Origin of the sequence: Hoeflea sp. 108 (genome assembly GCF_000372965.1) — a bacterium.
Lineage (GTDB): Bacteria > Pseudomonadota > Alphaproteobacteria > Rhizobiales > Rhizobiaceae > Aminobacter.
The window spans coordinates 2078316-2102875 of sequence record NZ_KB890024.1; the positions used below are offsets into that span (position 1 = coordinate 2078316).

Consider the following 24560-nt stretch of genomic DNA (forward strand, 5'->3'; position numbering starts at 1 on the left):
AAGGCGCTTGCGCAGCGCTCCGATAGTCAAACTGAAGGTAGCGTCCTCTCTGACGATCTTGTCGCAATGTGACTCGAACGTAGGCGGGACGCGGCTGCCGTCTGCAGTCGGAATGGCGACGGCAGACTCGTACCTGTTGTCGTGCAAAGCGATCGAGGGAACATGCCCGTCAACGAACCCTTGCTCAGAAAGATCATACTGGCGATCGCCGTCTTAGGGCTCGCCGCTGGGTTTGCGACACATTTTCAGCTCGGCATGGAAAATCTGGCTGACAGCATTTGGGCCTTCGCAAGCGCTCCGGTGATCGCCGCCCTCGCACTCTCCATTGTCCGAGATCTGTGGGCTGGTCGTTTTGGTGTCGATGCCATTGCTCTTGTGTCAATGAGTGTGGCGCTTTGGCTCGGTGAGGACTTGGCAGCCATAGTTGTCGCGATCATGTACATGGGGGGCAATGTCCTTGAGGACTATGCTCGTGGTCGTGCCCAAAGTGATCTGAAGGCCTTGACTGACCGGTCACCGAGGATTGCTCATCGCCGCCGCGGCGAGGTCCTCGAGAGCATATCAATCGGGAGCGTTTCGGTTGGAGACGAATTGATGGTTCGGGCCGGCGAGGTGCTGCCCGTCGATGGCGTGCTGCTCGATGATGACACCAGGATCGATGAGTCCGCCATCACCGGGGAGCCGTTCTTAAGAGCATGCAAGCAGGGAGATGCAGTCCGCAGCGGCACGGTGAACGCAGGAGAAATGTTTCACATGCGCGCCACTGCCGTCGCGGCAGAAAGCACCTATGCCGGCATCGTCAGAATGGTCGAGGCGGCTCAGACTGCCAAAGCGCCATTCATCCGTCTGGCCGACCGATTTGCGTTGGTGTTGTTGCCCCTCACGCTGATCGTGGCAGCTGCCGCATGGCATGTTTCAGGTGACCCAGTGCGAGCGCTCGCCGTGCTGGTCGTGGCAACACCGTGTCCGCTCATTCTCGCGGCGCCGATCGCTTTCATAGCCGGAGTCTCCCGCGCGGCACGCCAGGGTGTTCTGATGAAGGGCAGCACGGCTTTGGAAGCACTCGCCAAAGTGAGGACCGCCATCTTCGACAAGACAGGCACACTCACCCATGGCGGCGCTCAACTGATCGAGATGCAAATTGCCCCGGGAAGAGACGAAGATGAACTTCTACGTTTGCTGGGTTCCCTAGAACAGGCATCTCACCACGTTCTCGCCTCAGCGGTCGTTGCCCTCGCCAGAAACAGGGGGCTCACCTTGACGCGCCCTGATGGCGTTTGTGAGCATAGAGGATCGGGGTTGATCGGAACCATTTCAGGAACCAGAGTCTCCGCTGGTTCCCGGTCCCTAATCTTGGCGGCTTCAGCGCCCCCCGCTTGGGCGGAACGGGTGGTGTCCCGATATCAGGGGCATCCGGTTCTTGTTGTGTACATGGCTGTCGAGGGCCGTCTTGCAGCGGTCTTGGTTCTTGGCGACAGCCTTCGGGCGGATGCTGTTTCGGCGGTGACCCGGCTTCGGAATGCCGGCGTGCGGCGCAGCATAATGCTGACAGGCGATGATGCAGATGCCGCCAATCGGATAGCGGCCACTCTCCCGCTGGACCTCGTCGTTGCGGACGCGTCACCCGCTGACAAGGTGGCTGTTGTGAATGCCGAGAGCAGCAAGGCAGCTACCATGATGGTCGGCGACGGCATCAACGATGCTCCAGCACTAGCGATGGCCACAGTGGGTGTTGCGATGGGGGCTCGCGGAGCAACAGCCTCTTCCGAGGCTGCAGATGTGGTCGTCCTGACAGACAGCTTAGGGGCTGTGGCGACGGCGGTTGAAATCGCGAGCCGGACTACCATGATCGCAAGACAAAGCATCGTGGCTGGCATCGGGCTATCTGCATTGGCGATGATCGCCGCCGCCTTTGGCTTTCTATCGCCTGTCTCTGGGGCGCTTCTTCAGGAGGCGATAGACGTTGCGGTCATTCTCAATGCTTTGCGGGCCCTCGGTGACCATGGGAAACGCAAAGTGGGATACCAATGACGAGCCGCTTCTACTGCAGGTGACCAATGGGTGCCATAGCACGCCTCGGACTTGCGCTGGCGATCGGGCTCCTGGTTGGTTTCAAGCGTGGGTGGCAAGAACGGAACGAGCTCGATCGTTTGCTGGAGGCATGCTTCTGGCGACGCTCATAGCCATGGCGCTGGGCGCGGCTGTCTTCGTCCTTACGGGTGCATGTCCTGGTCATCGTCAATTTGACGCGGATCAATGCCGTCCTGCGCGATCGAGCGCTATGTCAGGGCAAATAGAGGATTGCGCTATGACTTCGTTGGCAGATTTGACACCTGGCTTTCGGAACGTGCGGTTGCTTCTGGCCCGCGAAAAGGGACATCCCATCGGGGATCGAGAGGTAGGATACGATTTGCTTGTCCCGCTCGATGCTGAAGGTCGGCTTGATGCTGCCGACTGGAAGACGCACCAGGCGTTCTGCCGCGTCCGAAAGTTCGGCGACGGGAGCGAAGACCGCATTGGATTGCTGAGGCGAAAGCCGGGCGGGCAGTGGTATTTCGACTATTCTGACGGAGACCGGGACGATGAGATTGGCTTTCGTCTGAACGACGAACGTTTCACCGTCGGCGAATACGTCTCGATCGGACGAAAACAAGCCATGCATACCTACCAGGTCGCCAGGGTCGAGCGGCCGTGACATCTCAGTTGGCCCTCCGGCTGTTCTGTTAGTGGTTCCCTCTGACATCTGGAGTACCCTCGAAGGGGCAAGCCGATGAATCCGCAGCGTGATCCCTATTGGTCGATGCCGTTAGCGGAGGTCATGACCGCGCTGGGCACGAACCCAGGCGGTTTGACCGCCGCACAAGCGAACCAAAGTCGTGCGCTTCACGGAATCAACGCCATTCAAGGTCGCTCGGGCGGAGAGGCGCTCCGCCTGGTGCTTCGGCAAGTCCGCAGTCCTTTGGTGCTCATACTCATGTTTGCCGCGGCCGTGTCGTCGCTGATGGGAGAGGCGCAGGAAGCGATTATTATCTGCCTGATATTGCTGGCGAGTTGCGGCCTGGGCTTCACGCAAGAGTACGGTGCGTCCAAGGCCGCATTGGCCCTGAAGCGTCAATTGCTTCGAAGAGTCAGGGCTTTGCGCAATGGTGTCGAGACCGACGTTGCCATAGATGAGGTTGTTCCCGGCGATCTTCTCAAGTTATCCGCTGGGGACATGATTGCTGCCGACGGCCTCATCGTCGATGCCCGCGACTTCAACGTCAGTGAGGCGGTCCTGACTGGCGAATCCTTTCCCGTCCTGAAAACCATGGGAGTGGTCGGGGCAGAAACGCCACTGGGGCAACGGACGAATTCTGTCTTCACAGGGACATCCGTCCGCAGCGGCACGGCCACCGTACTCGCCGTCGCAACAGGAAGCGCCACAGAGTTTGCAGCGATCGCCGATGCAGTCGAGAGGCGGGTAGAGGAAAGCGGCTTTGCCAAGGGTATCCGGCGATTCGGATACCTCATGACCGAGGTGATGCTGGCGATTGTGATCGTCGTATTTGTGGTCAACCTGTTGCTCCACAGGCCGTTGGCAGAATCGCTGCTCTTTTCTCTCGCACTGGCGGTCGGCCTTACTCCGGAACTGTTGCCTGCGATCATCAGCGTTACGCTCGCTCGTGGGGCCGCGGTCATGGCCAAGAATGGCGTGATCGTCCGACGGCTCGAGGCAATTGAGAACCTGGGCAGCATGGATGTCCTGTGTACGGACAAGACGGGGACATTAACCGAAGGAGCTATTCGGCTTGACCGATGGGTAGATTCGCGTGGGCGACCATCCGATCAGCTGCTTGCCTGGGCGAAACTGAACGCGTCGCTCCAGACTGGGATCAAGAATCCACTCGACGAAGCGATCGTCAATGTCGGCATCCCGGAGCAGCAGCCCCTGGGCGGGCAAGGGGTTAAGCTCGACGAGATTCCCTACGACTTCGCCCGCAAGCGCCTGTCCGTTATCGTCCGCAGAGTCGAAGGCGGCTCGCTGATGATCTGCAAGGGTGCGGTCCGGACGATGCTGGATGTGTGCGAGACTGAAACAGACGGACAAACGGCTGAAAAACTCTCCGATCAGCGTCGGGCCGATATCGATGACCAGGTTCGGTCGTGGAGCGAACAGGGCTTTCGCGTTATTGCCCTGGCTGTCCGTCAGTTTCTGAAGACTGAAGGTTTCACCCGCGGCGATGAAATGGACCTCACGCTCGCGGGCTTTCTGCTGTTTTTCGACCCTCCAAAGGAGAGCTCGGCTGACGCGCTGAAGGAACTCGCCAGGCGCGGCGTATCAGTTCGAATGATCAGTGGCGATGACCGACACGTTGCCAGGCATCTTGCCAAGGCTATAGGCCTAGCCCCCGACGCGATATTGACCGGCGACGAACTGGTTCACATGACGAAGGAAGCCCTGTTCGCGCGTGTCGAAGACATCGACATTTTTGCCGAGATCGACCCCAACCAGAAGGAACGGATCGTCGAAGCATTCAAGAGACGGGGCCGGATTGTCGGCTACCTAGGGGATGGCATCAACGACGCGCCGGCACTCCACCAGGCCGATGTCGGCATCTCGGTGGACCAAGCCGTCGATGTGGCGCGTGAGGCGGCCGATATCATTCTGCTCGAACGGGACCTTGGGATTCTCATGGTGGGAATCGACGATGGACGAAAGACCTTCGCCAACACGATGAAGTACATCGCCATCACGACTAGCTCGAACTTCGGCAACATGATCAGTATGGCCATTGCGTCGCTTTTCCTGCCCTTTCTTCCCCTCTTGGCGAAGCAGATACTGCTCAACAACTTTCTCTCCGACCTCCCGTCTTTGTCGATCGCAACTGACAATGTCGATATAGATGAAACCAGGCGACCGAGGAGATGGGACATCTCGTTCATTCGTCGCTTCATGATCCGTTTCGGTTTGGTCAGTTCCTTGTTCGACGCGGCAACGTTCGCCTTCCTATTGTTCGTGGTTCACGCCGGCGCTTCGGTGTTTCAGACTGGTTGGTTCACTGAATCGTTGCTTACCCAACTTGCCACCGTTCTGGTCATTCGGACCCACAAGCCTGCTTGGTCAAGCCGGCCCAGCCGGACGCTTGTGTCGCTTACGCTACTCGTTGGCACCGTTGCGGTTAGCCTGTCCTATTCGCCAGTGGCTGTCTGGTTTGGGTTCGTGCCGTTGTCGCTAACAACCATGGGAGGGCTGCTTTGCATCACACTCGCTTATGTGATGACGACGGAATGGTTGAAGGTCCGGTTCTTCGCGACTTCTGGAGTTTCTAACACTGGCCTCCACAGTCCAACGAAGCGTGCCCTTGTTGGCGGATTGGCGAGCAGGTCGCAGTGAACGGAGTTATCTCCATGACTCGACGCATCCTCATCATAATTGGTCACCCGGATCCTTCCCCCGATCGCTTTTGTCGCGTGCTTGCGAAAGCGTATGCTGCCGCGGCGGAGAGCGCGGGCCATCAGATCCGTCAGATCGATCTGGCGGTCACAGACTTCCCGCTGTTGAGGACCGCCGAAGAGTTCGAGCACGGTACTGTCCCTGAACCATTGCGAGCGGCTGCCGATGCGATCGTCTGGGCTGAACACCTGGTGTTCGTATTTCCCTTGTGGCTCGGCACCATGCCGGCGCTGCTCAAAGGATTCCTCGAACAGACGATGCGGCCAGGAGTGGCCTTCCAGTACCCGGAAAACAAGGGAATGCTGACAAAAGCCCTGCTGCGGGGCCGATCCGCCCGGATCGTGGTGACCATGGGAATGCCGTCGATCTTCTATCGGCTGTGGTTCCTCAACCACGGGATCGCCGGCATGCGCCGAGGGGTTCTGAATTTCGTGGGGATCAAGCCCGTTCATGAAACACTCCTCGGCCCCGTGGGTACCGGAGAAGCACGGCGATTGAAATGGATCTGCCAAATCGAACAGCTCGGCAGGCGCGCCCATTAACCCGCACTACGGTACCAGGACGGCCGCCCCGCTGACTCGGCCCGACCGAAGGTCGTCGAGCGCGTCGTTGGCTTTGTGAAGCAGGTAGGCGGTAGTGCGAGCCGTGACCTTCGCCTGCTTGGAAATGGCGAAGAATTCGTCGCCATCGCGGCGGGTGAGGTTCGCCACTGAAACGACTTCACGCTCGCCCCATAACAGTTCGTAGTGCATGGCCGGAATATCGCTCATATGAATGCCGCCGCAGACGACGCGCCCACCTTTCCGAACCAGTGCGAGCGCCGCTGGCACGAGCGAGCCGACCGGGGCGAAGATGATCGCCGCGTCGAGTTCTGCTGGAGGTTGATCTTCCGAACTACCCGCCCAAATACACCCAAGCTGGCGGGCCAATCCCTGGGCTGTCACGTCGCCCGGTTTGGTGAAGGCAAAGACTTGCCGCCCTTGCCAGACGGAGACTTGGGCAATGATGTGGGCTGCCGCGCCAAAGCCAAACAGTCCCAGCCGCTTGGCATCACCCGCCTTCTTCAAGCATCGCCATCCGATCAGTCCAGCGCATAGCAGGGGGGCCTGCGCCACCGGGTTGTCACGTGGATCGAGTTCAAAGGCATAGTCCACGCCGGCCAACACATGGGTCGCGAAGCCGCCGTCCGCTGTGTAGCCTGTGAATAAGGGTGAATTGCAGAGGTTCTCGCTGCCTGCCCTGCAATAGCGACAGTCGCCGCATGTTCGACCCAGCCACGGTACGCCGAACCTATGGCCGAGCAAGGAACTGTCGAGATCAGATCCGACTAGGTCAGCAATGCCGACAATCTCGTGCCCCGGAATCAACGGCAACTTCGGATTTGGAAGGTCTCCGTCCACAACATGAAGATCGGTTCGGCATACAGCGCAGGCTTCTACACGCAGGCGGATCTGCCTGGGTCCGGGGGAAGGATCCGCCCTCTCAACAAGCCGAAGCGGTTGGCGCACATGCTCAAGCAACATGGCCTTCATTGCTGCGGGCCCCCGATACGCCTTCAACTCACCGAAATTCGGTCGTCCACCTGGGTAACTCCGGGGATGGACCATGCTGCGCGTTCGGCCGCCATGCGCTCCGACCATGTGCGGACGTGGCCCTCCAGTCGGACGATTCCATCGGCCATCGAAACCTGGATCGCTTGGGCTTCGATTTCAGCACTGCGTACCAAGGCCGACTTGATCTTCTTGCGGACATCGGCCGATGTCAGGTGCGGCCTGATTTCAATGTTGTTGGAGATGCCGACCACGCCACCCAAGCGTTGCACCACGTCAGTTGCTGCGGTTTTCTGATACTGCCAAGTGACGCTGCCTGTGAGGGTCACCCAGCCGTGCTGGACCGTGATTTGGACCGCGTTCTCAGGAATTGTCGTATTCCATGCAAGGATAGTAACCGCTCGTCTCGCGATCTCGTCGTCAGCAGTGGCGTGGGCACCGAAAGGCCGGACTTCAATATCTTGAGCGATCCCCCTTACCCCCTTCACACGTCGAACAACTCCTTCTGCCGCAGCCTTCTGAGCATAGGTCGAAACATGCCCAGTCAGAGTGACGACACCGTGATCGACAGACACTCCGATATGGGCTGCATTGATGCTGGGTTCGAAATCCAATTCGTCGAGGACATCTTGTCTGAGGGCGATATCAGACATCGATCGAACTCCTTGTTGTCGCCGCAAACGCAGAAAGACCAGTCTCTGCCAGAGCCCCTCGGCTGCATTGATCCTTGTCAAATTTTGGCGAGCAACCATGTCACGAGTGCAACTCGTAGCCCTTCGCGATAGATGGATGTATAAGAAAACCAGGGTGAAGGACCGCTTTCCAGCGGGTCTGGGTGAGGCAACATCGGGAAGTGGTCATGGCCGAAGATGCCATTTCCAAACCGTTCCACAAAGTAAGGTTCCCTTTTATTTACTGTGGGGGAAAAGCATACCTTTTTGCCTGTTCAGTCGTGGCATTCGCGTTTTTGGCACGTATTCTTCTCCATGGCTTTCTGGCTGACAGCGCCACTTTCATACTCTTCGTCCCGGCAATCCTCATAGCTGCGATGACAGGCGGTGCGGGTCCTGGGCTGGTTTCAGTTGTCCTGTCCGTTATTGGCGCGTTCTACATTGGCGGGCTCAAGCTGGAGGGCAACACTGGTGTCGGTGCGCTGCTGGTTTTCACCCTCGTCGGCTTGGCTCTGGCGGCAATGGGGGAACTGTTGCATCGGGCCTGGAGTGTCAATGAAGAAACGAAGCATAGGCTCGTTGAGCGCGAAGCTCATCTCAAGTCGATATTGGACACTGTCCTCGACGCTTCGGTTGTCATCGAACGAGATGGAACCATCGTTTCCTTCAACACGGCAGCAGTCAGGCAGTTCGGCTACTTGGAAGAGGAAGTCAGGGGCCAAAATGTTCGAATCCTCATGCCGGAGCCATATCGAAGCGGTCACGATGGCTTCATCCGCAGGTACCTGACCACTGGCGAGAAGCGCATCATTGGGGTCGATCGCGTGGTGGTCGGCCGCAGGAAGGATGGTTCCACGTTTCCGATGACTCTGGCCGTGGGCGAGATGAAGTCCGGCGATAAGATCTATTTCACCGGGTTCATACGCGATTTGACCGAACGAGAAGAATCTGCAGCTCGGCTTCAGGAAATTCAAGGCGAGCTGGCGAGGCTCGCCCGCCTCAACGAACTGGGAGAAATGGCTTCAACGCTTGCGCACGAACTCAATCAGCCGCTGTCGACAATTGCAAACTACACGCAAGGGTCTCTTCGCATGCTGCGAGAACACCCAGATCAAGTAGCAGGCCAACTTCCAGAAGTTTTGCAAGAGATTGCGACGCAGTCACTCCGAGCAGGAGAGATTATCCGCCATCTTCGGGAATTCGTGATGCGCGGGGAGACCGAGAAAGCGCCCGAGGACATTCATAAGCTTGTCGAAGAGGCCGGTGCTTTGGCTCTGATGGGGTCAAGAGAACGAGGCGTTCGATCAGTTTTTGATTTCGGTCCCGGAACAGGGATGGTGATGGTCGACAGAGTCCAGATTCAACAAGTACTGACCAATCTCATGCGCAACGGCATCGAAGCCATGCGTGACAGCGATACGCGGCTTCTGACTGTGCGGACGGCCTCCGGAAAGCCAGGCGAAGTCGCCGTTGAAGTCTCCGACACCGGGCCTGGCATTTCCGACGAGGTTGCAGCGCGCCTGTTCCAGCCCTTCGTGACGACCAAGGCCAGCGGTATGGGCATTGGCCTCTCGATTGCCAAACGCATCGTGGAGGCACACGGGGGGGAGCTGAACATGCGGAAGAATGCCCATGGCGGGGTGACATTCCGTTTCACCTTGCCCGCTTTCGGACAGGAGACAGCCGATGGACAAGGGTGAGAGCGTCGTCCACGTCGTCGACGATGAGGAACCGGTGAGAAAGTCACTGGCGTTCCTGCTTACTATGTCCGGGTATACTGTGCGCCAGCATGAGTCTGCCGTAGCGTTCCTATCCGTGGCACCAACTATCCGTAATGGTTGTTTGGTGACTGACTTACGTATGCCCGATGTAGACGGGATCGAATTGCTGCAGCGGCTCCGCCAGCTATCCAGCACCATTCCCGCGATAGTGATTACGGGACATGGCGACGTTCCACTTGCCGTCGAAGCCATGAAAGCGGGAGCCTTCGATTTTATCGAAAAGCCGTTCAAGGACGATGTCTTGATCTCGGCTGTTGACCGGGCCATCGCTAGCATCGGAAGGCAGGCCGTTCACGAGGACATATCTGCCATTCGCGCTCGAGCGGCGTTGTTGAGCGATCGCGAGCGCGAGGTCTTCGTTGCGGTCGTGGCGGGACTTCCGAACAAAACCATCGCATACGATCTCGATATCAGTCCTCGAACCGTCGAGGTTCACCGGGCGAACGTAATGTCCAAGATGGAAGCGCGAAGCCTTCCCGAACTGGTGAGAATGGCCATCGAAGCGGGGCTTGGTGCCGGGCAACATTGACAGCCCCCAACCATCACGTGACTACGTATTCTCCCCTAGTGACATAACCGAATTTCTCTGCGGCGGCTCATGCGCGATGAATCTCCCGGTTACCGCGGGAGAGAGCAATGCATCCTCAGGGCAAGGTCGACAGTACCACGGGGTCTAATTGGGACACGCTATTGGGCCAGATGCCTCTGCCGGCATTCGGAGTTCCAATGCCCGCGTCATTCCATCCAGCAGGCTGCGAAATTTTCTCCCCAGGAAGCGACGCGAGCTGCTTCTATGTGGTGAAGTTCGGTTGCGTCCGAGTCTATAGGCTGCTGGCTGATGGCCGTAGGCAAATCTCTGCATTTCATCTGCCTGGCGAAGTGTTCGGATTCGAGGCGGATAGTCGCCATCATTTCTTCGCGGAGGCCGTCGGTGCCACCTCGACACTTTCCATGAGAGTGTCGGCAACCGCTGATTTGTCGGCAACACTTCTGCCTCTGGCGCTGCGCGGCCTGGTGCGCGCCCAGGAGCATCTCCTCGTTCTCGGCCGTCAGAATGCCCCTGAGCGAGTTGCCGCCTTTTTGCTGGACATGTTCGAGCGTCAGGGTGGGCTCGAACGCTTTGAACTGCCGATGTCACGGACAGACATTGCCGATTATCTAGGCCTGTCGCTTGAAACCGTGTCACGCGTTTTCACCAGACTGCGCGGACAAGGCATCATGCGGCTGGTGTCCTTGAGAACGGTTGAAATCGTCAAAATGCAGGCGCTATTGGTTATGTGCGAATAGATGGCTGGGCATTGTCCCAGTCACTGGCCCGAGCATCATTCCGCAGAGGCTGCGCTCGCAGTTGCTTGGCTCAGTAAATCCAACAATGGTCGCTGTCCGGCGACGAGCTTGTTGCTCGCGTCGTCCAACGAGAACCACTCAATTCGGTCCACCTCCGGGAAGAGCTTGTCTTGGCCGCTGTGGGGCGGCCACTCCATGGCAAACAGGTTGCTTTTGAAATCAGCCATATCGATGTCGGCTTCCACGGCAAAGGCGGTGACCAGCTTCCCACTATGCTGGCGGACGGTGCCGAGCGGAATGAGCTTGCCCGTCACTTCGATGCCTGTCTCTTCCTGGAACTCTCGCCTAGCCGCTGCCTCCGATTCCTCGTCGCCGGCATACTCGCCTTTGGGCATGGACCAGGCGCCAAGATCGCGTTTGCTCCAGAACGGCCCGCCCGGATGTGCAAGCAGGACTTCCACGAACCCTTGCGTTCGCCTGAACGCTAGTATGCCTGCGCTCTTCCTTGCCAACGCCCGCACCATCTCGGAATGAGACCAGAAGTTTCAGACCGAAATTGACCCCGGTCAAGGTTCGCAGCTGAAACTCGGGGAAACTTCAGTCTCGATCGGCGATCCACGCCATGTGAGCAACATTCGGGAGCGTCAAGAAATGGTGCCACGTCTGCGTTTCCATGGCGCTGCCCATGCAGTGACTGGCTCTTGTTACGAGCTTGAAGTCGGGGACCAGAGGATACTGATCGACTGTGGTCTCTTCCAAGGGTCGAAATCTGAACGGGAGCTCAATTACGGAGACTTTCCATTCGATCCGAGCAGGATTGACGCGGTCGTGCTGACCCATGCCCACATCGATCACAGTGGGTTGCTTCCCAAGCTGATGAAGCACGGGTTCTCCGGTCCCATACATGCCACTCGAGCCACGATCGATCTCTGCTCGGTCATGCTGCCCGATTGCGCTCACATCCAGGAAATGGAAGTTGAGCACCTCAATCGCCGCAACGCCCAACGGGGTCGTATGGCAGTAGAACCCATATACACGGCGGAAGACGCGGCAAAGTGCATGACGCTCTTCCATGCCAGGCAATATAGAGAATGGTTCGAAGTCGTAGCTGGTGTGCGGGTCAGGTTTTGGAACGCCGGGCATCTGTTGGGGTCCGCTTCAGTCGAAATTGAGATCAATTTTTCGGACAAGCCGCTCAGACTATTGTTTTCCGGAGATGTCGGTCCGGCTCACAAACTTCTGCAGCCGGATCCGGAAGCGCCGACGGATGTCGACTATCTGATTTGCGAATCGACCTATGGAGATCGGGAGCGAGGAGAAATCACCCCTCAGCGACGTAGGTCCCTGCTCTTGCAAGAGGTGCAAGGCGCGCTCGCGGCAAGTGGTCCGCTTATCATCCCATCGTTTGCCGTCGAACGAACGCAGGAGTTGCTTGTCGACCTGTTCTGGTTGATGCGCGAGGGGCAGATTCCCAAGGCCGATGTCTTCGTGGATTCGCCGCTAGCCACTCGCGCCAGCACAATCTTCGAGCGACATGCCGACGAAATCCAGGAAGGCGATGTGCTCAGGCAGGCCCTCAGTTCTCGCGAAATTCGCTTCACGGAAACAGTTGAGCAAAGCAAGGCGATCAATCGCCTCAGCGGGTTCTACGTCGTGATCGCAGCAAGCGGCATGTGCGATGCAGGTCGCATCCGACACCATCTGAAGGCGAATCTGTGGCGGAGGAACGCAACGGTGATGCTTGCCGGATTTCAGGCCCAGGGAACGCTGGGACGCATACTCCTCGACGGGGCCGAACGAGTACGAATTCAGGGAGAGGAGTTTCAAGTCAAGGCTCGGATCAGACTGCTCGACCTGTATTCGGGCCACGCCGATGCCAGCGAGCTCGAGGATTGGGTAAGGGCGCGACTGCCTATCCATGAAGGGGTATTCCTGACCCATGGCGAAGAAACTGGCCTGTCTGGACTGAAGGCACGCCTGGCGGCATTCGTCTCTCCGGAACGTATCATTGCACCACAACTTGACGAAGCCTTCGATCTCCGTAGGGCCGGCGCACAAAGGGTTGATTTCAACGAACCGAAGCGTCTGTTGCCGGGCAAGGTCGCCCGCCTTGATTGGCACAACGAGTTATCGGAATTGCTGCTTGATGTAAGCCAGGCCGTCAGTCAGCAGGCGGACGAACGTGGACGGTCTGCCGTCATTCGTCGGTTGCGCCGAGCCCTGACAACCGAACGATCGTGACGCATCGAGCTGGACGGCCTGGAACGCTCGGCTGTGGGACTAATTGGTTGGTCGAACTGACAGCCAAATCTTGGGCAGATGCTCCGGCCTGGCCATCGCAAGTCCGAGGGCCAGCGCCTCTTGCAGGTCAGTTGTGTATCGCGCGCTTCCTTCGAAGCCACCGAAATAATTGACCCGGATTACACTGCCTCGCTTGCTGATTGCTACGCCCACGGCACGCAGGCGTTCCTGCACTTCGCGATACTTCATTGGCTGTCCCCGTCCGAATGTCTCGGAGCCGCAGCAGCGGTTAACTTCAAATTTAGGAATTCATCAACGGCAACGCCTTGACTTGGGTCAACAGCGTGGGAAACCAAATGATCCGCAGGGTTGCGCCGGGTGCCGACTTGTCAGTACTGAAACTTGGACATCTGTCTGGCAATGGACAGTTCCTCGTTCGTGGCTATCACGCGAACCTCCACCTTGCTGTTGGGATGGCTGATCACCTCGCCGTCGCGCGATGGATCGAGTTTGACCCCCAACCACTGGAGTCGCCGGCAAATCGCCTGGCGTATTTCAGTTGCGTGCTCGCCGACCCCTCCAGTGAAGACTAGAAGCTCGATGCCTTCGATCGAACTGGCGAGACCCGCAATGGCCCGAGATATACTGAACACGAACAAGTCGATGGCCTCGGTCGCCCGCGGATCGTTGCTGGAATGCAGGGCGCGCATGTCACCTGAAATGCCCGATACGCCAAGTAGGCCCGATCGACGATATAGCAGGTCCTCGACCTCGGTGACCGCCAGCCCCTTCTCCTTTTGTAGATAGAGTAGGATGCCGGGATCAATCGAACCGGAGCGTGTGGCCATCATCACCCCATCCAGTGCGGTGAAGCCCATCGTCGTGTCCTGGCTCTTCCCGTCGATCATGGCGCAAAGACTGCAGCCGCTGCCAAGATGGGCAACTATCGTCTTTCGCGACCTGAGCTCAGGTGAGATCTCACCCAGGTGGTGGGAGATATGCTCATACGACAGTCCGTGGAAGCCATAGCGCCGCACGCCATCTGATTCAAACTGGCGTGGAAGGGCGTAGCGGGTGGCGGGCGGCCGCATGGAGCAATGAAAAGCCGTGTCGAAACACCCAATCTGTGCGAGGCCGGGTTGTAGCTCAGCCAACGCCCTGACGGGGGCGAGGCTCGCGGGCTGGTGCAGCGGAGCGATGGGGGTGAGCTCGTCAAGTGCGTCGATCACGTCTGCCGACAGGCGAATTGGTGTCACAAAGCGGCTTCCGCCATGGACTATGCGGTGGCCGACCAGTTCCAGTGCCCTGCCGTCCAAGTGCGGATGGAGAAACTCGACAAGTTCCTCCAGCAACAACACCGTTGAGCTCGTGGCAACAGGTCGGCCGTCGGCGAGGATTTGGCCCGACGAGTGCTTTGCCGAAAAACGGGGAGATCCGCCGATGCCATCGAACACGCCGCGTAACAACTGCTCCGGGCCAGCGGGCGACTGCGTGAACAGCCCGAATTTCAAGCTGGAAGATCCTGCGTTCAGTGCCAGGAGAGCCATGTGGTTCTTCCTTTCTCAGCCCCGCCATGACCAGTTGCGCACCTCAGGCATGTCTTCTCCATGATCTCGGACGTAATGCCAGTGTACTGAGAGACAATTCTCGAAATAGGCCCGCGCTTCTGCAGCCTTAGGCCCGAGGTTGCGCACGCGGTCGATCGCTTCGATGGCAAGATGATAGCGATCCATCTTGTTGAGCACGGTCATGTCGAAAGGTGTAGTGGTGGTACCTTCTTCCTGGAAGCCTCGAACGTGAATGTTCTCGTGGTTGTTGCGGCGATAGGTCAACCGGTGGATCAGATAAGGGTAGCCGTGATAGGCGAATACTACCGGTCGGTCCGCAGTGAACAATGCGTCAAAAGCCGCATCTGTCAGGCCGTGGGGATGCTGACTAATCGACTGCAACGTCATGAGATCCACGACGTTGACGACACGAATCTTCAGGTCTGGTAGGGCTTCCCGCAGCAGGCCCACTGCGGCAAGTGTCTCTAGCGTGGGCACATCGCCGGCGCAGGCCATCACAACATCGGGGCCGCTGTCATCTTCGGAGCCGGCCCAATGCCAGATACCTGCTCCAGCTTGGCAGTGGGCGATCGCGTCGGCCATGTTTAGCCATTGTTGCTGCGGCTGCTTTCCAGCCACGATCACATTGATCCGGTCAAAAGTGCGCAGGCAATGGTCAGTCACCCAAAGCAGGGTGTTGGCATCGGGGGGCAAATAGACGCGGACTATGTCCGCCTTCTTGTTGGCCACGAGGTCAACGAAGCCCGGATCCTGATGGCTGAAGCCGTTGTGATCCTGCCGCCAGACGTGCGAGGTCAGAAGATAGTTGAGCGAAGCGATCGGTTGTCGCCAAGCCAATTCTCGCGAAACCTTTAGCCATTTGGCATGCTGGTTGAACATCGAGTCAACGATGTGGATGAAGGCTTCGTAGCAGGAGAACAGCCCATGCCGCCCTGTCAGTAGATAGCCTTCCAGCCAGCCCTGGCAGAGATTCTCGCTCAAAACCTCCATGACACGCCCATCGCGTGCAAGGTGCTCGTCATAAGGCTTGATATCGGCCATCCACACCCGGTCGGTGGATGCGAACACTGGATCAAGCCGATTGGAAGCGGTCTCGTCGGGCCCCATGATGCGGAAGTTCCGAGCCTCGGCGTTCAGCTCGACGATTTCCCTGAGCATCCGCCCCATTGTCCGCGTCGCTTCCCCGTTGACGGATCCGGGTGATGGCACATCGACCGCAAATGACCTGAAGTCGGGCATGACAAGGTCGCGCTTAAGGCCACCGCCGTTGGCGTGCGGGTTGGCTCCCATCCTTCGGATCCCCTTCGGAGCCAATGCCTCAAGCTTTTTGCGAAGCCTTCCGTGATCGTCGAACAGACTGCCGGGGTCATAGCTACGCATCCATTCTTCCAGGATACGAAGATGTTCCTCGTTCTGGCGTGGATCAGTGATCGGGACCTGATGAGACCGCCAGAACCCTTCTGTCTTCTTGCCGTCTATCTCTTTGGGACCAGTCCACCCCTTGGGACTGCGCAATACGATCATCGGCCAGCGGGGGCGTTCGGCGCGACCTTCCCGCCTTGCTGCCGTCTGGATCGCCTCGATGCGGTTAAATGCTGTGTCGAGCGCCATGGCCATCTTGCCATGCATTTCGACAGGGTCCTCACCCTCGACAAAGATGGGCTCGTGTCCGTAACCCGTCAGAAGGCCATGCAACTCGGACTTGTCGATGCGGGCAAGCACCGTCGGGTTGGCGATCTTGTAGCCGTTGAGGTGCAGGATCGGCAGGACGGCGCCGTCATGGACGGGGCTCAAGAACTTGTTCGAGTGCCATGAGGCTGCAAGCGTGCCAGTCTCAGCTTCGCCGTCGCCTATCACGCAGGCTACGACTAGATCGGGATTGTCGAAGGCAGCCCCATACGCATGAACCAGTGCATAGCCCAGCTCTCCGCCTTCGTGGATGGAGCCGGGAGTTTCAGGCGCAGCGTGGCTGGGGATGCCGCCGGGGAACGAAAACTGTCGGAAAAGCGCGCGTATGCCGTCGGTGTCGCGGCCGATCTCGGGGTAAATCTCAGAATAAGTGCCCTCAAGATATGTATTGGCCACCATTCCGGGTCCGCCATGGCCTGGCCCGCAGACATAGATCATGTCGAGGTCGCGGTTCCTGATGAGGCGGTTCAGATGTGCGTAGATGAAGTTGAGTCCGGGTGTGGTGCCCCAGTGGCCAAGCAGGCGTGGCTTGATGTGCTCGGGCTTCAGCGGTTCCTTCAGAAGAGGGTTGTCCAGAAGATAAATCTGCCCAACCGACAGATAGTTCGCCGCCTGCCAATAACGATGAAGCAGATGGAGTTCTTCGGAACCAACGAATGCGTCGTCAATTTCGGCGAGTGACTTGTTGGCTCTCTGCATTCCGCGTTCCTTTCCAAGGTGGAAATGTCTTCGGAGCGTAGTCAATGTGACTCAGCATGCCTTGAGCCATGTCAATTGTATGTCGAGTTGGAGTGCGCTCTTCCGGTTGTTCGAGGGGTGACTGCGTGACCGCATGCTATTGGTTACGCCTGGATGGCTTAGCTGTGTGCCGCCAAAACGGCCTCAAATGACCAACAACGGCGACACGTTGAGCAACGACGACATGTTTGGTGAGGTGACAGAAGCAAACAGGAAAAGCCCGGACATGCAGATGTCCAGGCTTTTTCGTCACCTATCTAGGTGAGCCGACTTTGAGTGTCGGATGAGCCATCTATCTTGACGCTGAGCAAGATACGGTGACGCGTCAGGACAAGGTCAGGTCGGACCGAGAGGCAACTCTTCGTCCTTCCTCAAACGGCACGCTCTTCGCAGCTTCTCCTACTTCTCGTTGAGGAGCGGCCGTTTCGCCGCTCCAGGGACACATTGGCTTTCAGGCACACAACTTTGGGTGTCCGCCCACAACAGCCTAGCCTCTCAGCTGCACCCGCTCGTGGCGCCGCAGGTGTCGCACTTCTCGCAGGTGCCGTTGCGGACCATGGTGAAGTTCTGGCACTCCGAGCAGGAGTTGCCGGTGTAGCCCTGCAGCATCGACTTGGCGCGGCGATCGGCTGCCACTTTCTTGGCCTCGGCCGCCTCGTTGGCTGCGGCATCGGAAAACAGTGAGGTCGTGACCGTTTCCTCTGTCGTCTCGTCGATCGTGATTTCTTCGGCCAGCTCCTTGGCACGCTCCTCGTAGTCGCGCTTGTAGGCGGTGGCTTCCTCGCGCAGCTCCGACGATACCGACTTCAGCGCCGTCACCGTTGCACCGGTCGAGATGGCACGCACGTTCGAGCCCGAGAACGCGGTTGGCGCGGCCTTGATAGGGGCGGAGGCAGGCGTGGCCGAACCCTTGGGGTCGTTGCCGATGACGCCGGAGACGACCTTGAGCGGGGCGCCGCGGGTCAGGCCCCTGGAGAAGGGCAGGGCCTTGCCTTCGGTGATGCCCTTGCCGAGTGCCGTCTTGTCGAAGTCCGACTGGTCGACATGGGCGAGGTCGTGGCGGCCGAGATAGGAAACGGCGAGTTCGCGGAAGACATAGTCGAGGATCGAGGTGGCGTTCTTGATGGCATCGTTGCCGATGACCATGCCGGCCGGCTCGAACTTGGTGAAGGTGAAGGCCTCGACATATTCGTCGAGCGGAACGCCGTACTGCAGGCCGAGCGAGATCGAGATGGCGAAGTTGTTCATCATCGCACGGAAGGCGGCACCTTCCTTGTGCATGTCGATGAAGATCTCGCCCAAGCGGCCGTCGTCGAATTCGCCGGTGCGGAGATAGACCTTGTGACCGCCGACGACAGCCTTCTGGGTGTAGCCCTTGCGGCGGTTCGGCAGCTTTTCCCGTTCGCGGTAGAGCCGCTCGATGACGCGTTCGACGATCTTTTCGGTGACCTGCACAGCTTTGGCTGCGGCGGGCGCGGCAACCAGTGCCTCGACCGCATCGTCCTCGTCGTCGGCATCGTCAGCGATCAATGAGGCGTTCAGCGGCTGCGACAGCTTGGAGCCGTCGCGGTACAGCGCGTTGGCCTTCAGCGCCAGCTTCCACGAGAGCATGTAGGCGCTCTTGCAGTCCTCGACCGTCGCCTCGTTGGGCATGTTGATGGTCTTGGAAATGGCGCCCGAGATGAAGGGCTGGGCGGCGGCCATCATCAGGATATGGCTGTCGACCGAGAGATAACGCTTGCCGATCTTGCCGCACGGGTTGGCGCAGTCGAACACCGGGAGGTGCTCTTCTTTCAGGAATGGTGCTCCCTCGAGGGTCATGGCACCGCAGACGTGGATGTTGGCGGCTTCGATGTCTTTCTTGGAGAAGCCAAGGGCCGGCAGCATCTCGAACGAGAAATCGTCGAGCTGTGCGTCGGTGAAGCCCAGAACGTCCCTGCAGAAATCTTCGCCCAGCGTCCACTTGTTGAACACGAACTTGATGTCGAAGGCGCTCTTGAGCGCTGCGTTCAGCGTCTCGATCTTCTCGTCGGTGAAGCCCTTGGCCTTCAACGTCGAAGGGTTGATGCCCGAGGCCTGGTTGAGATTGCCGTGGCCGACCGCGTAGGCCTCGATCTCGGCGATCTGGCTCTCGGTGTAGCCGAGCGTGCGCAACGCTTCGGGAACGGCGCGGTTGATGATCTTGAAGTAGCCGCCGCCGGCGAGCTTCTTGAACTTGACCAGCGCGAAATCGGGTTCGATGCCGGTCGTGTCGCAATCCATGACGAGGCCGATCGTGCCGGTGGGCGCGATCACGGTCGCCTGCGCATTGCGGTAGCCATGCTTTTCGCCAAGCTCGATGGCGCGGTCCCAGGCAGCGCGGGCATGCGTCACCAGAGCCTGTTGCTTGAGGTCGGAAGCAACCAGCGGCACCGGGTTGACCGACAGCTGCTCGTAGCCGGCCGCCTCGCCATAGGCGGCGCGGCGATGGTTGCGCATGACGCGCAGCATGTTCTGGGCGTTGCGCTCGTAATCAGGGAAGGCGCCGAGCTCGGAGGCCATTTCGGCCGAGGTGGCATAGGCGACGCCGGTCATGATCGCGGTGAGTGCGCCGCAGATGGCGCGGCCCTCTTCTGAGTCATAGGGAATGCCCGAGGTCATCAGCAGGCCGCCGATATTGGCATAGCCGAGGCCGAGCGTGCGGTACTCGTAGGAGAGCTTGGCGATTTCCTTGGACGGGAACTGCGCCATCATGACCGAGATTTCGAGCACCACGGTCCACAGACGGGCGGTGTGCTCATAGGCTGCGATGTCGATCTCGCCATTCTGCATACGGTAGGGCAGCAGGTTGATCGAGGCGAGGTTGCAGGCCGTGTCGTCGAGGAACATGTATTCCGAGCACGGGTTCGACGCACGGATGGCGCCTGCGGAGGCGCAGGTGTGCCAGTCGTTCATCGTGGTGTTGAAGTGCAGGCCCGGATCGGCCGAAGCCCAGGCGGCGTAGCCGATCTTCTCCCACAGGTCGCGGGCCTTGAGCGTCTTCAGGACCTTGCCGTCCTTGCGGGCGGTCAGGTGCCAGTCGGCGTCATTCTCGACGGCGCGCAGGAAGTTGTCCTTGAGCGAGACCGAATTGTTGGAATTCTGGCCCGAAACCGTGAGGTAGGCCTCCGAATCCCAATCGGTGTCGTAGGTGTTGAACTCGATCGAGGTGTAGCCCTGCTTGGCGAACTGGATGACGCGGTAGATGTAGTTCTCCGGCACCGAGTTCTTCTTGGCGGCCTTGATCTCGCGCTTGAGCGCGGTGTTGACGGCCGGATCGAAGCAGTCGTCATCCTGGCCTTCGCAGTTGACGCAGGCCGCCATGATCTTGGTCAGGTGCTGGCGCACGATCTTGGAGCCGGTGACGAGAGCCGCGACCTTCTGCTCTTCCTTCACCTTCCAGTCGATATAGGCCTCGATATCGGGGTGATCGGCGTCGACCACCACCATCTTGGCCGCACGGCGCGTGGTACCGCCCGACTTGATGGCGCCGGCGGCGCGGTCGCCGATCTTGAGGAAGCTCATCAGGCCCGACGAACGGCCGCCGCCCGAAAGCTTTTCACCTTCGCCACGCAGATGCGAGAAGTTCGAGCCGGTGCCCGAGCCGTATTTGAACAGGCGCGCCTCGCGCACCCACAGGTCCATGATGCCGCCCTCGTTGACGAGGTCGTCGGCGACCGACTGGATGAAGCAGGCATGCGGCTGCGGGTGTTCGTAGGACGACTTCGACTTGGTCAGCTTGCCGGTGAAGGGGTCGACATAGAAGTGGCCCTGGCCAGGGCCGTCGATGCCATAGGCCCAGTGCAGGCCGGTGTTGAACCACTGCGGCGAGTTCGGGGCCACGCGCTGGGTGGCGAGCATGTAGGCGAGTTCGTCGCGGAAGGCCAGCGCATCGGCCTCGCTCTTGAAGTAGCCGCCCTTCCAGCCCCAATAGGTCCAGGTGCCGGCGAGACGGTCGAAGACCTGACGGGCGTCGGTCTCGGAGCCGTAGCGCTCGTTTTCGGGCAGCTTGGCAAGCTCGGCCTCGTCGGCAACCGACCGCCACAGGAAGGAGGGAACGTCGTTCTCCTCGACCTTCGTCAGACGCGCGGGAACGCCTGCCTTGCGGAAATACTTCTGGGCGAGGATGTCGGCCGCGACCTGGCTGAACTGGACGGGCACATCGATGTCGGCGAGCCGGAAGACGATCGATCCATCCGGATTCTTGATCTCGGAGATCGCCTTGCGGAACTCGATCTCCGCATAGGCCGATTGTCCATCCTTGGTGAAACGCCGCTCGATGCGCATCGGTCGATTTCCTTTTGTCTATATATAGCGTTTTTCGCAGGGAAATTCCCGTTGCTTGTGCGAAAGACGCGAGCCCGCTTTATCCGACTGCCCGCGCAGCCGGATGCCTTTTCCCGAGATGGCCGCTGCCGGACTGGAAAATCTCCTTGGGAAGGACTTTCCGCTCAAGCCTGCGACCCGTCCCGGGCCCGTCGAACTGAAACTTGGTTGCGATTCCCTCATGGAGGGACAACTCACACTATCTAGCGCCAACGCTGCCTGCAAACACTAAATATAGTGTTAACAGAAGATTTCCGCCAGTCCCCAATTTTTACCCGCCAACCCCTTGGCACCCGTAAAAACGCACGCTTCCGCGACCCGCCTGAGCGGGTGGAAATGCGAGCGATAACTCACGAAGCTGGGAAAAAGGACCGGCCTCAGAACTTTCCGGTCACACGCTCAACAAGCGCGCATGAGTCATAAAAAGCGACTCGGGGGTGAACGTCAAGAAGTCGTTTATGCAGATTTTGTGACCCCAATATCTTGTGTGGGACAAGTGTGGATAACGGGGAGAATGACACACCACCACGACGCCGGCGCGACACTGGCAGACAGCGAACATGACCCGGATCGCCGAACTCGGCACCCGCTTCTGCGGGCAGTCAGGCCGCGACCTTGCCGTGGGTGGCACCGAAGGTGGCGATGAGGCGACAGAGGTCCGGCTCGTTGACCATGCGCGACGCCTCTGATGGTGTGACCCACTTGCGCGTGCGCTGGCGTCGCTCTTTCCATTTTTCGGCGACCTTGCGTACTTCCAGCGGATAAACCAGCACCTCGCAGGCGACCTGCTCGCCGCCGGCAAGTTCCTTGACGTAGAAATAGCGGCCGGCTTCCTGAGTGTCGACCGAACCGCTCAGGCCGGCCTCTTCGCTCGCCTCGCGGGCGGCGGTTTCACACAGGCGCTCGGATGTTTCGGGCCAACCCTTGGGCAGGACCCAGCGCCCGGTGTCGCGGCTGGTGATCAGCATCACCTCTATGCCTGACGATGTTCGGTGCCAGGGCAGGGCGGCAACCTGTATTCGGCAAGGCGGCGCGCCGAACAGGCGGCGAATCCGCTCGAAAAGGTGGTTGTGATACGCAGGCTTCATAAGCATCGGCAGTCCCACCCGGTCAAAAGACTCAGTTGCCGTGTCACGAATTGTACGGTTAATCCTCCGTAACAAAAGTAAATAGATTGATAAGCAGACGCCCGGCGCGCATCGGCCCGAAAATCGAACCGATTTTCGGAAAGCACGATGCGAAACCTAGGTTTTAAGAGCGTCCTATGCGCGTCCGAACAGGACGCGCGACGCTCTAATGGCCGAGCGTCGATGCAATCTCAGGATTGGTTTCTGCCGGGCAGGGCGCTCAGCCCTTGTGGTCGTCGGCGATCGGCTTCTGGTAGGTGAAGCCCATGTCCCATGGGAAGTAGATCCAGGTGTCCTGCGACACCTCGGTGACGAAGGTGTCGACCAGCGGCCGGCCCTTGGGCTTGGCGTAGACGGTGGCGAAATGCGCTTTGGGCATCATGGCGCGCACGATGGCTGCAGTCTTGCCTGTGTCGGTCAGGTCGTCGACGATCAGGATGCCTTCGCCTTCGCCCTCGAGCAGGGAGGGCGTGATCTCCTTCAGCACATGCAACTGACCCTGCGCGGTGTAGTCGTGATAGGAGGCCACGCACACGCTCTCGATGACGCGGATGCCGAGTTCGCGCGAAATGATGGCTGCCGGCACCAGGCCGCCGCGGGTGATGCAGACGATCGCCTTCCACTCGCCATTAACGCCGGAGAGCCGCCAGGCGAGCGCGCGGGCGTCGCGGTGGAACTGATCCCACGAGACTGGAAAGGCTTTTTCGGGAAGGGACATCGACGCGCACTCCGGCTCGGCGCGCCATCTGGCGCGGAAATAAGGGAATGCAGGCGGAATTAGCCGGAAAGCCCCGTCCTTGGCAAGGGCAGCTTCACTTCTCCTTCAGCAATCCTCGGAACACCTGTCCATCTGGGCCATATCTGCGGAGGCCGAGGTCACAGCCGACCGCACTGTGAACGAGACTGACCCAGGGCACGTAGCCAATCAGTGCCCTGTCAGCGGCATTCATTTCGACTTGCAGTTCACTGCGATGCTTTCCACCCAATTTGAAGTCGTCGCGTGACATGCCGGCGTCATTCAGGGCGGGGTCGAGCACGACGTCGTTCAACTTGATACCGCCACACAGTAGCGACAAAACTGTTGCTTCTGCGAGCTGCTTAACAGTCAGATTCGCTTCGCTGCCTCCTGCGCTTTCACAAGCAGTGACAGCAAGAACTGCTACCGACAGCAGAAATTGAGCTTTCATCGAGAACCTCAGAACTCACTTGTGTCTACCCAATTCAAGTGCAGATGCAAGGACTCCGGATATCCTCCAATCAACCAACTTGCACTACCGCGACAGCAGGATCGCAACGTCGCCTGCCTGCAGCACGCTGCGGGTGACGCCGCCAAACAGGAATTCGCGCAGCCACGAATGGCTGTAGGCGCCCATCACCAAAAGGTCGGCGCCGGTCTCCACGATTTTCTGGTGGATCACCGCATCGACTGTGTGCCCACGTGAATCCTGAACGCTGACCGATACCTTGGCGCCGTGGCGGGCAAAGGCTGCGGCGATCTCGGCGCCGGCGGCGTCCGAACTCTGAGAGGCCGTTTCGACCGGGTCGACGACCAGGATCTCGGTCTGTTCGGCCTCGATGATGAAAGGAAGGGCATCGAAGGCGGCGCGTGCCGCCTCGCGGCTGCCGTTCCAGGCGATCAGGATGTGGCGGAAAGTCGAGATCAGCGGCGCCGAGTGCGGCACGACCAGAACCGGCCGGCCCGCCTCGTAGATCAGGGAGTCAATGTCGGCTGCGAGCGAATCCTTGGCGTCGGGGGCAGCCTGCGAAACGATGACCAGATCGGCGCAGCGGGCGCTGTCGACGCCTGAAAGAGCGCTGTCGCCGGAGAAGCTCTCGAAGCTGCGCCATTCGAACGACACGCCTGAGGTTTCGATGCGGTTCAGGAAGGCCTTCTGAATCTTTTCGGCCCGCTCCTTGCAGAGCTCGGAATTGGCCTGGATGAATTCGGTGTCGGGGAAGCCCACAGCGGTCGTGTAGGGCATGGCCAGCGCCTCGGCGTGAACGCCGATCAGGTGGCTTTCGTGACGCTCGGCAAAGGGAATGGCCACATCGAGCACGCGCGCGACATCGCGCTCGCTCTGGATGATGGCGACAATGGTCTTGAACGGCATGGAACCCTCCTTTGCGTGA

General features: G+C 59.3%; 19 protein-coding genes. 8 read left to right on the forward strand and 11 right to left on the reverse strand.

From position 1 onward, the window contains the following. Positions 1-162 precede the first annotated feature (162 nt). From B015_RS0110145 to B015_RS0110160, 4 genes are all read left to right on the forward strand, one after another. A complete protein-coding gene (locus tag B015_RS0110145) occupies positions 163-2031 on the forward strand; it encodes a heavy metal translocating P-type ATPase (protein ID WP_018427579.1) in 1869 nt (622 codons plus the stop codon). A gap of 277 nt (positions 2032-2308) precedes the next feature. Beyond that, entirely contained in the window at positions 2309-2695 is a 387-nt protein-coding gene (locus tag B015_RS0110150) for a hypothetical protein (RefSeq protein ID WP_026227115.1), read from the forward strand. A 75-nt stretch (positions 2696-2770) separates the two neighbouring features. Then, positions 2771-5374, forward strand: coding sequence for a magnesium-translocating P-type ATPase (mgtA, locus tag B015_RS0110155; RefSeq protein ID WP_018427581.1), 2604 nt, complete (start codon positions 2771-2773; stop codon positions 5372-5374). A gap of 14 nt (positions 5375-5388) precedes the next feature. Further along, positions 5389-5976: an NAD(P)H-dependent oxidoreductase gene (locus B015_RS0110160; protein ID WP_018427582.1), complete on the forward strand. Its 588-nt coding sequence runs from the start codon at positions 5389-5391 to the stop codon at positions 5974-5976. A 6-nt stretch (positions 5977-5982) separates the two neighbouring features. Here the strand turns inward: B015_RS0110160 and B015_RS0110165 are convergent, their stop codons facing one another. Next, on the reverse strand, positions 5983-6966 hold the full coding sequence (locus B015_RS0110165) for a zinc-dependent alcohol dehydrogenase family protein (protein ID WP_018427583.1): 984 nt from the start codon (positions 6964-6966) through the stop codon (positions 5983-5985). Positions 6967-6989: 23 nt separating this feature from the next. Then, positions 6990-7637, reverse strand: a complete 648-nt coding sequence (locus tag B015_RS0110170) for a BON domain-containing protein (RefSeq protein WP_018427584.1) — start codon at positions 7635-7637, stop codon at positions 6990-6992. A 206-nt stretch (positions 7638-7843) separates the two neighbouring features. Between B015_RS0110170 and B015_RS0110175 the strand changes: the two genes are divergently transcribed. The 3 genes from B015_RS0110175 (at position 7844) to B015_RS0110185 (ending at position 10723) form a co-directional block, all read left to right on the forward strand. Further along, entirely contained in the window at positions 7844-9355 is a 1512-nt protein-coding gene (locus tag B015_RS0110175) for a PAS domain S-box protein (protein WP_018427585.1), read from the forward strand. Beyond that, positions 9342-9965 (forward strand): response regulator FixJ, encoded by a 624-nt coding sequence (fixJ, locus tag B015_RS0110180; protein WP_018427586.1) that lies wholly within the window; start codon positions 9342-9344, stop codon positions 9963-9965. The genes B015_RS0110175 and fixJ overlap by 14 nt, the downstream gene beginning before the upstream one ends. 170 nt (positions 9966-10135) lie before the next feature. Further along, on the forward strand, positions 10136-10723 hold the full coding sequence (locus B015_RS0110185; RefSeq protein WP_051091956.1) for a helix-turn-helix domain-containing protein: 588 nt from the start codon (positions 10136-10138) through the stop codon (positions 10721-10723). A 35-nt stretch (positions 10724-10758) separates the two neighbouring features. Here the strand turns inward: B015_RS0110185 and B015_RS0110190 are convergent, their stop codons facing one another. Continuing rightward, complete coding sequence (locus B015_RS0110190; RefSeq protein ID WP_157632708.1) at positions 10759-11235, reverse strand: NUDIX domain-containing protein; 477 nt, start codon at positions 11233-11235, stop codon at positions 10759-10761. A gap of 139 nt (positions 11236-11374) precedes the next feature. Between B015_RS0110190 and B015_RS0110195 the strand changes: the two genes are divergently transcribed. Beyond that, positions 11375-12964: an MBL fold metallo-hydrolase gene (locus B015_RS0110195; RefSeq protein ID WP_018427589.1), complete on the forward strand. Its 1590-nt coding sequence runs from the start codon at positions 11375-11377 to the stop codon at positions 12962-12964. Between the two features lie 39 nt (positions 12965-13003). Here B015_RS0110195 and B015_RS0110200 read toward each other — a convergent pair whose 3' ends face one another. The 8 genes from B015_RS0110200 to B015_RS0110235 all read right to left on the reverse strand — a co-directional run bounded on the left by B015_RS0110200 (position 13004) and on the right by B015_RS0110235 (position 24541). Continuing rightward, positions 13004-13213, reverse strand: a complete 210-nt coding sequence (locus tag B015_RS0110200; RefSeq protein ID WP_018427590.1) for a hypothetical protein — start codon at positions 13211-13213, stop codon at positions 13004-13006. A gap of 140 nt (positions 13214-13353) precedes the next feature. After that, on the reverse strand, positions 13354-14511 hold the full coding sequence (locus B015_RS0110205; RefSeq protein ID WP_018427591.1) for an acetate/propionate family kinase: 1158 nt from the start codon (positions 14509-14511) through the stop codon (positions 13354-13356). Between the two features lie 15 nt (positions 14512-14526). Continuing rightward, complete coding sequence (locus B015_RS0110210) at positions 14527-16920, reverse strand: phosphoketolase family protein (RefSeq protein WP_018427592.1); 2394 nt, start codon at positions 16918-16920, stop codon at positions 14527-14529. A gap of 534 nt (positions 16921-17454) precedes the next feature. After that, positions 17455-21264 (reverse strand): vitamin B12-dependent ribonucleotide reductase, encoded by a 3810-nt coding sequence (locus B015_RS0110215; RefSeq protein WP_018427593.1) that lies wholly within the window; start codon positions 21262-21264, stop codon positions 17455-17457. 641 nt (positions 21265-21905) lie between these two features. Then, a complete protein-coding gene (locus tag B015_RS0110220) occupies positions 21906-22397 on the reverse strand; it encodes an NUDIX hydrolase (protein ID WP_026227118.1) in 492 nt (163 codons plus the stop codon). Positions 22398-22650: 253 nt separating this feature from the next. Beyond that, positions 22651-23148: a xanthine phosphoribosyltransferase gene (gene gpt / locus B015_RS0110225; RefSeq protein ID WP_018427595.1), complete on the reverse strand. Its 498-nt coding sequence runs from the start codon at positions 23146-23148 to the stop codon at positions 22651-22653. A 94-nt stretch (positions 23149-23242) separates the two neighbouring features. Then, positions 23243-23617 (reverse strand): hypothetical protein, encoded by a 375-nt coding sequence (locus B015_RS0110230; protein WP_018427596.1) that lies wholly within the window; start codon positions 23615-23617, stop codon positions 23243-23245. An 84-nt stretch (positions 23618-23701) separates the two neighbouring features. Next, the gene (locus B015_RS0110235) at positions 23702-24541 is read right to left on the reverse strand and encodes a universal stress protein (RefSeq protein WP_018427597.1); all 840 of its coding nucleotides are present in this window, start codon (positions 24539-24541) and stop codon (positions 23702-23704) included. Positions 24542-24560 lie beyond the last annotated feature (19 nt).

Excerpts from the sequence above, each read along its gene's own strand:
- B015_RS0110215 (WP_018427593.1), bottom strand. The coding sequence starts at position 21,264 with ATGCGCATCGAGCGGCGTTTCACCAAGGATGGACAATCGGCCTATGCG.
- B015_RS0110170 (WP_018427584.1), bottom strand. The coding sequence starts at position 7,637 with ATGTCTGATATCGCCCTCAGACAAGATGTCCTCGACGAATTGGATTTC.
- B015_RS0110205 (WP_018427591.1), bottom strand. The coding sequence starts at position 14,511 with ATGGCTCTCCTGGCACTGAACGCAGGATCTTCCAGCTTGAAATTCGGG.
- B015_RS0110195 (WP_018427589.1), top strand. The coding sequence starts at position 11,375 with ATGGTGCCACGTCTGCGTTTCCATGGCGCTGCCCATGCAGTGACTGGC.
- fixJ (WP_018427586.1), top strand. The coding sequence starts at position 9,342 with ATGGACAAGGGTGAGAGCGTCGTCCACGTCGTCGACGATGAGGAACCG.
- B015_RS0110150 (WP_026227115.1), top strand. The coding sequence starts at position 2,309 with ATGACTTCGTTGGCAGATTTGACACCTGGCTTTCGGAACGTGCGGTTG.
- B015_RS0110165 (WP_018427583.1), bottom strand. The coding sequence starts at position 6,966 with ATGAAGGCCATGTTGCTTGAGCATGTGCGCCAACCGCTTCGGCTTGTT.
- gpt (WP_018427595.1), bottom strand. The coding sequence starts at position 23,148 with ATGTCCCTTCCCGAAAAAGCCTTTCCAGTCTCGTGGGATCAGTTCCAC.
- B015_RS0110210 (WP_018427592.1), bottom strand. The coding sequence starts at position 16,920 with ATGCAGAGAGCCAACAAGTCACTCGCCGAAATTGACGACGCATTCGTT.
- B015_RS0110145 (WP_018427579.1), top strand. The coding sequence starts at position 163 with ATGCCCGTCAACGAACCCTTGCTCAGAAAGATCATACTGGCGATCGCC.
- B015_RS0110235 (WP_018427597.1), bottom strand. The coding sequence starts at position 24,541 with ATGCCGTTCAAGACCATTGTCGCCATCATCCAGAGCGAGCGCGATGTC.
- mgtA (WP_018427581.1), top strand. The coding sequence starts at position 2,771 with ATGAATCCGCAGCGTGATCCCTATTGGTCGATGCCGTTAGCGGAGGTC.
- B015_RS0110175 (WP_018427585.1), top strand. The coding sequence starts at position 7,844 with ATGGCCGAAGATGCCATTTCCAAACCGTTCCACAAAGTAAGGTTCCCT.
- B015_RS0110160 (WP_018427582.1), top strand. The coding sequence starts at position 5,389 with ATGACTCGACGCATCCTCATCATAATTGGTCACCCGGATCCTTCCCCC.
- B015_RS0110230 (WP_018427596.1), bottom strand. The coding sequence starts at position 23,617 with ATGAAAGCTCAATTTCTGCTGTCGGTAGCAGTTCTTGCTGTCACTGCT.
- B015_RS0110185 (WP_051091956.1), top strand. The coding sequence starts at position 10,136 with ATGCCTCTGCCGGCATTCGGAGTTCCAATGCCCGCGTCATTCCATCCA.
- B015_RS0110220 (WP_026227118.1), bottom strand. The coding sequence starts at position 22,397 with ATGCTTATGAAGCCTGCGTATCACAACCACCTTTTCGAGCGGATTCGC.
- B015_RS0110200 (WP_018427590.1), bottom strand. The coding sequence starts at position 13,213 with ATGAAGTATCGCGAAGTGCAGGAACGCCTGCGTGCCGTGGGCGTAGCA.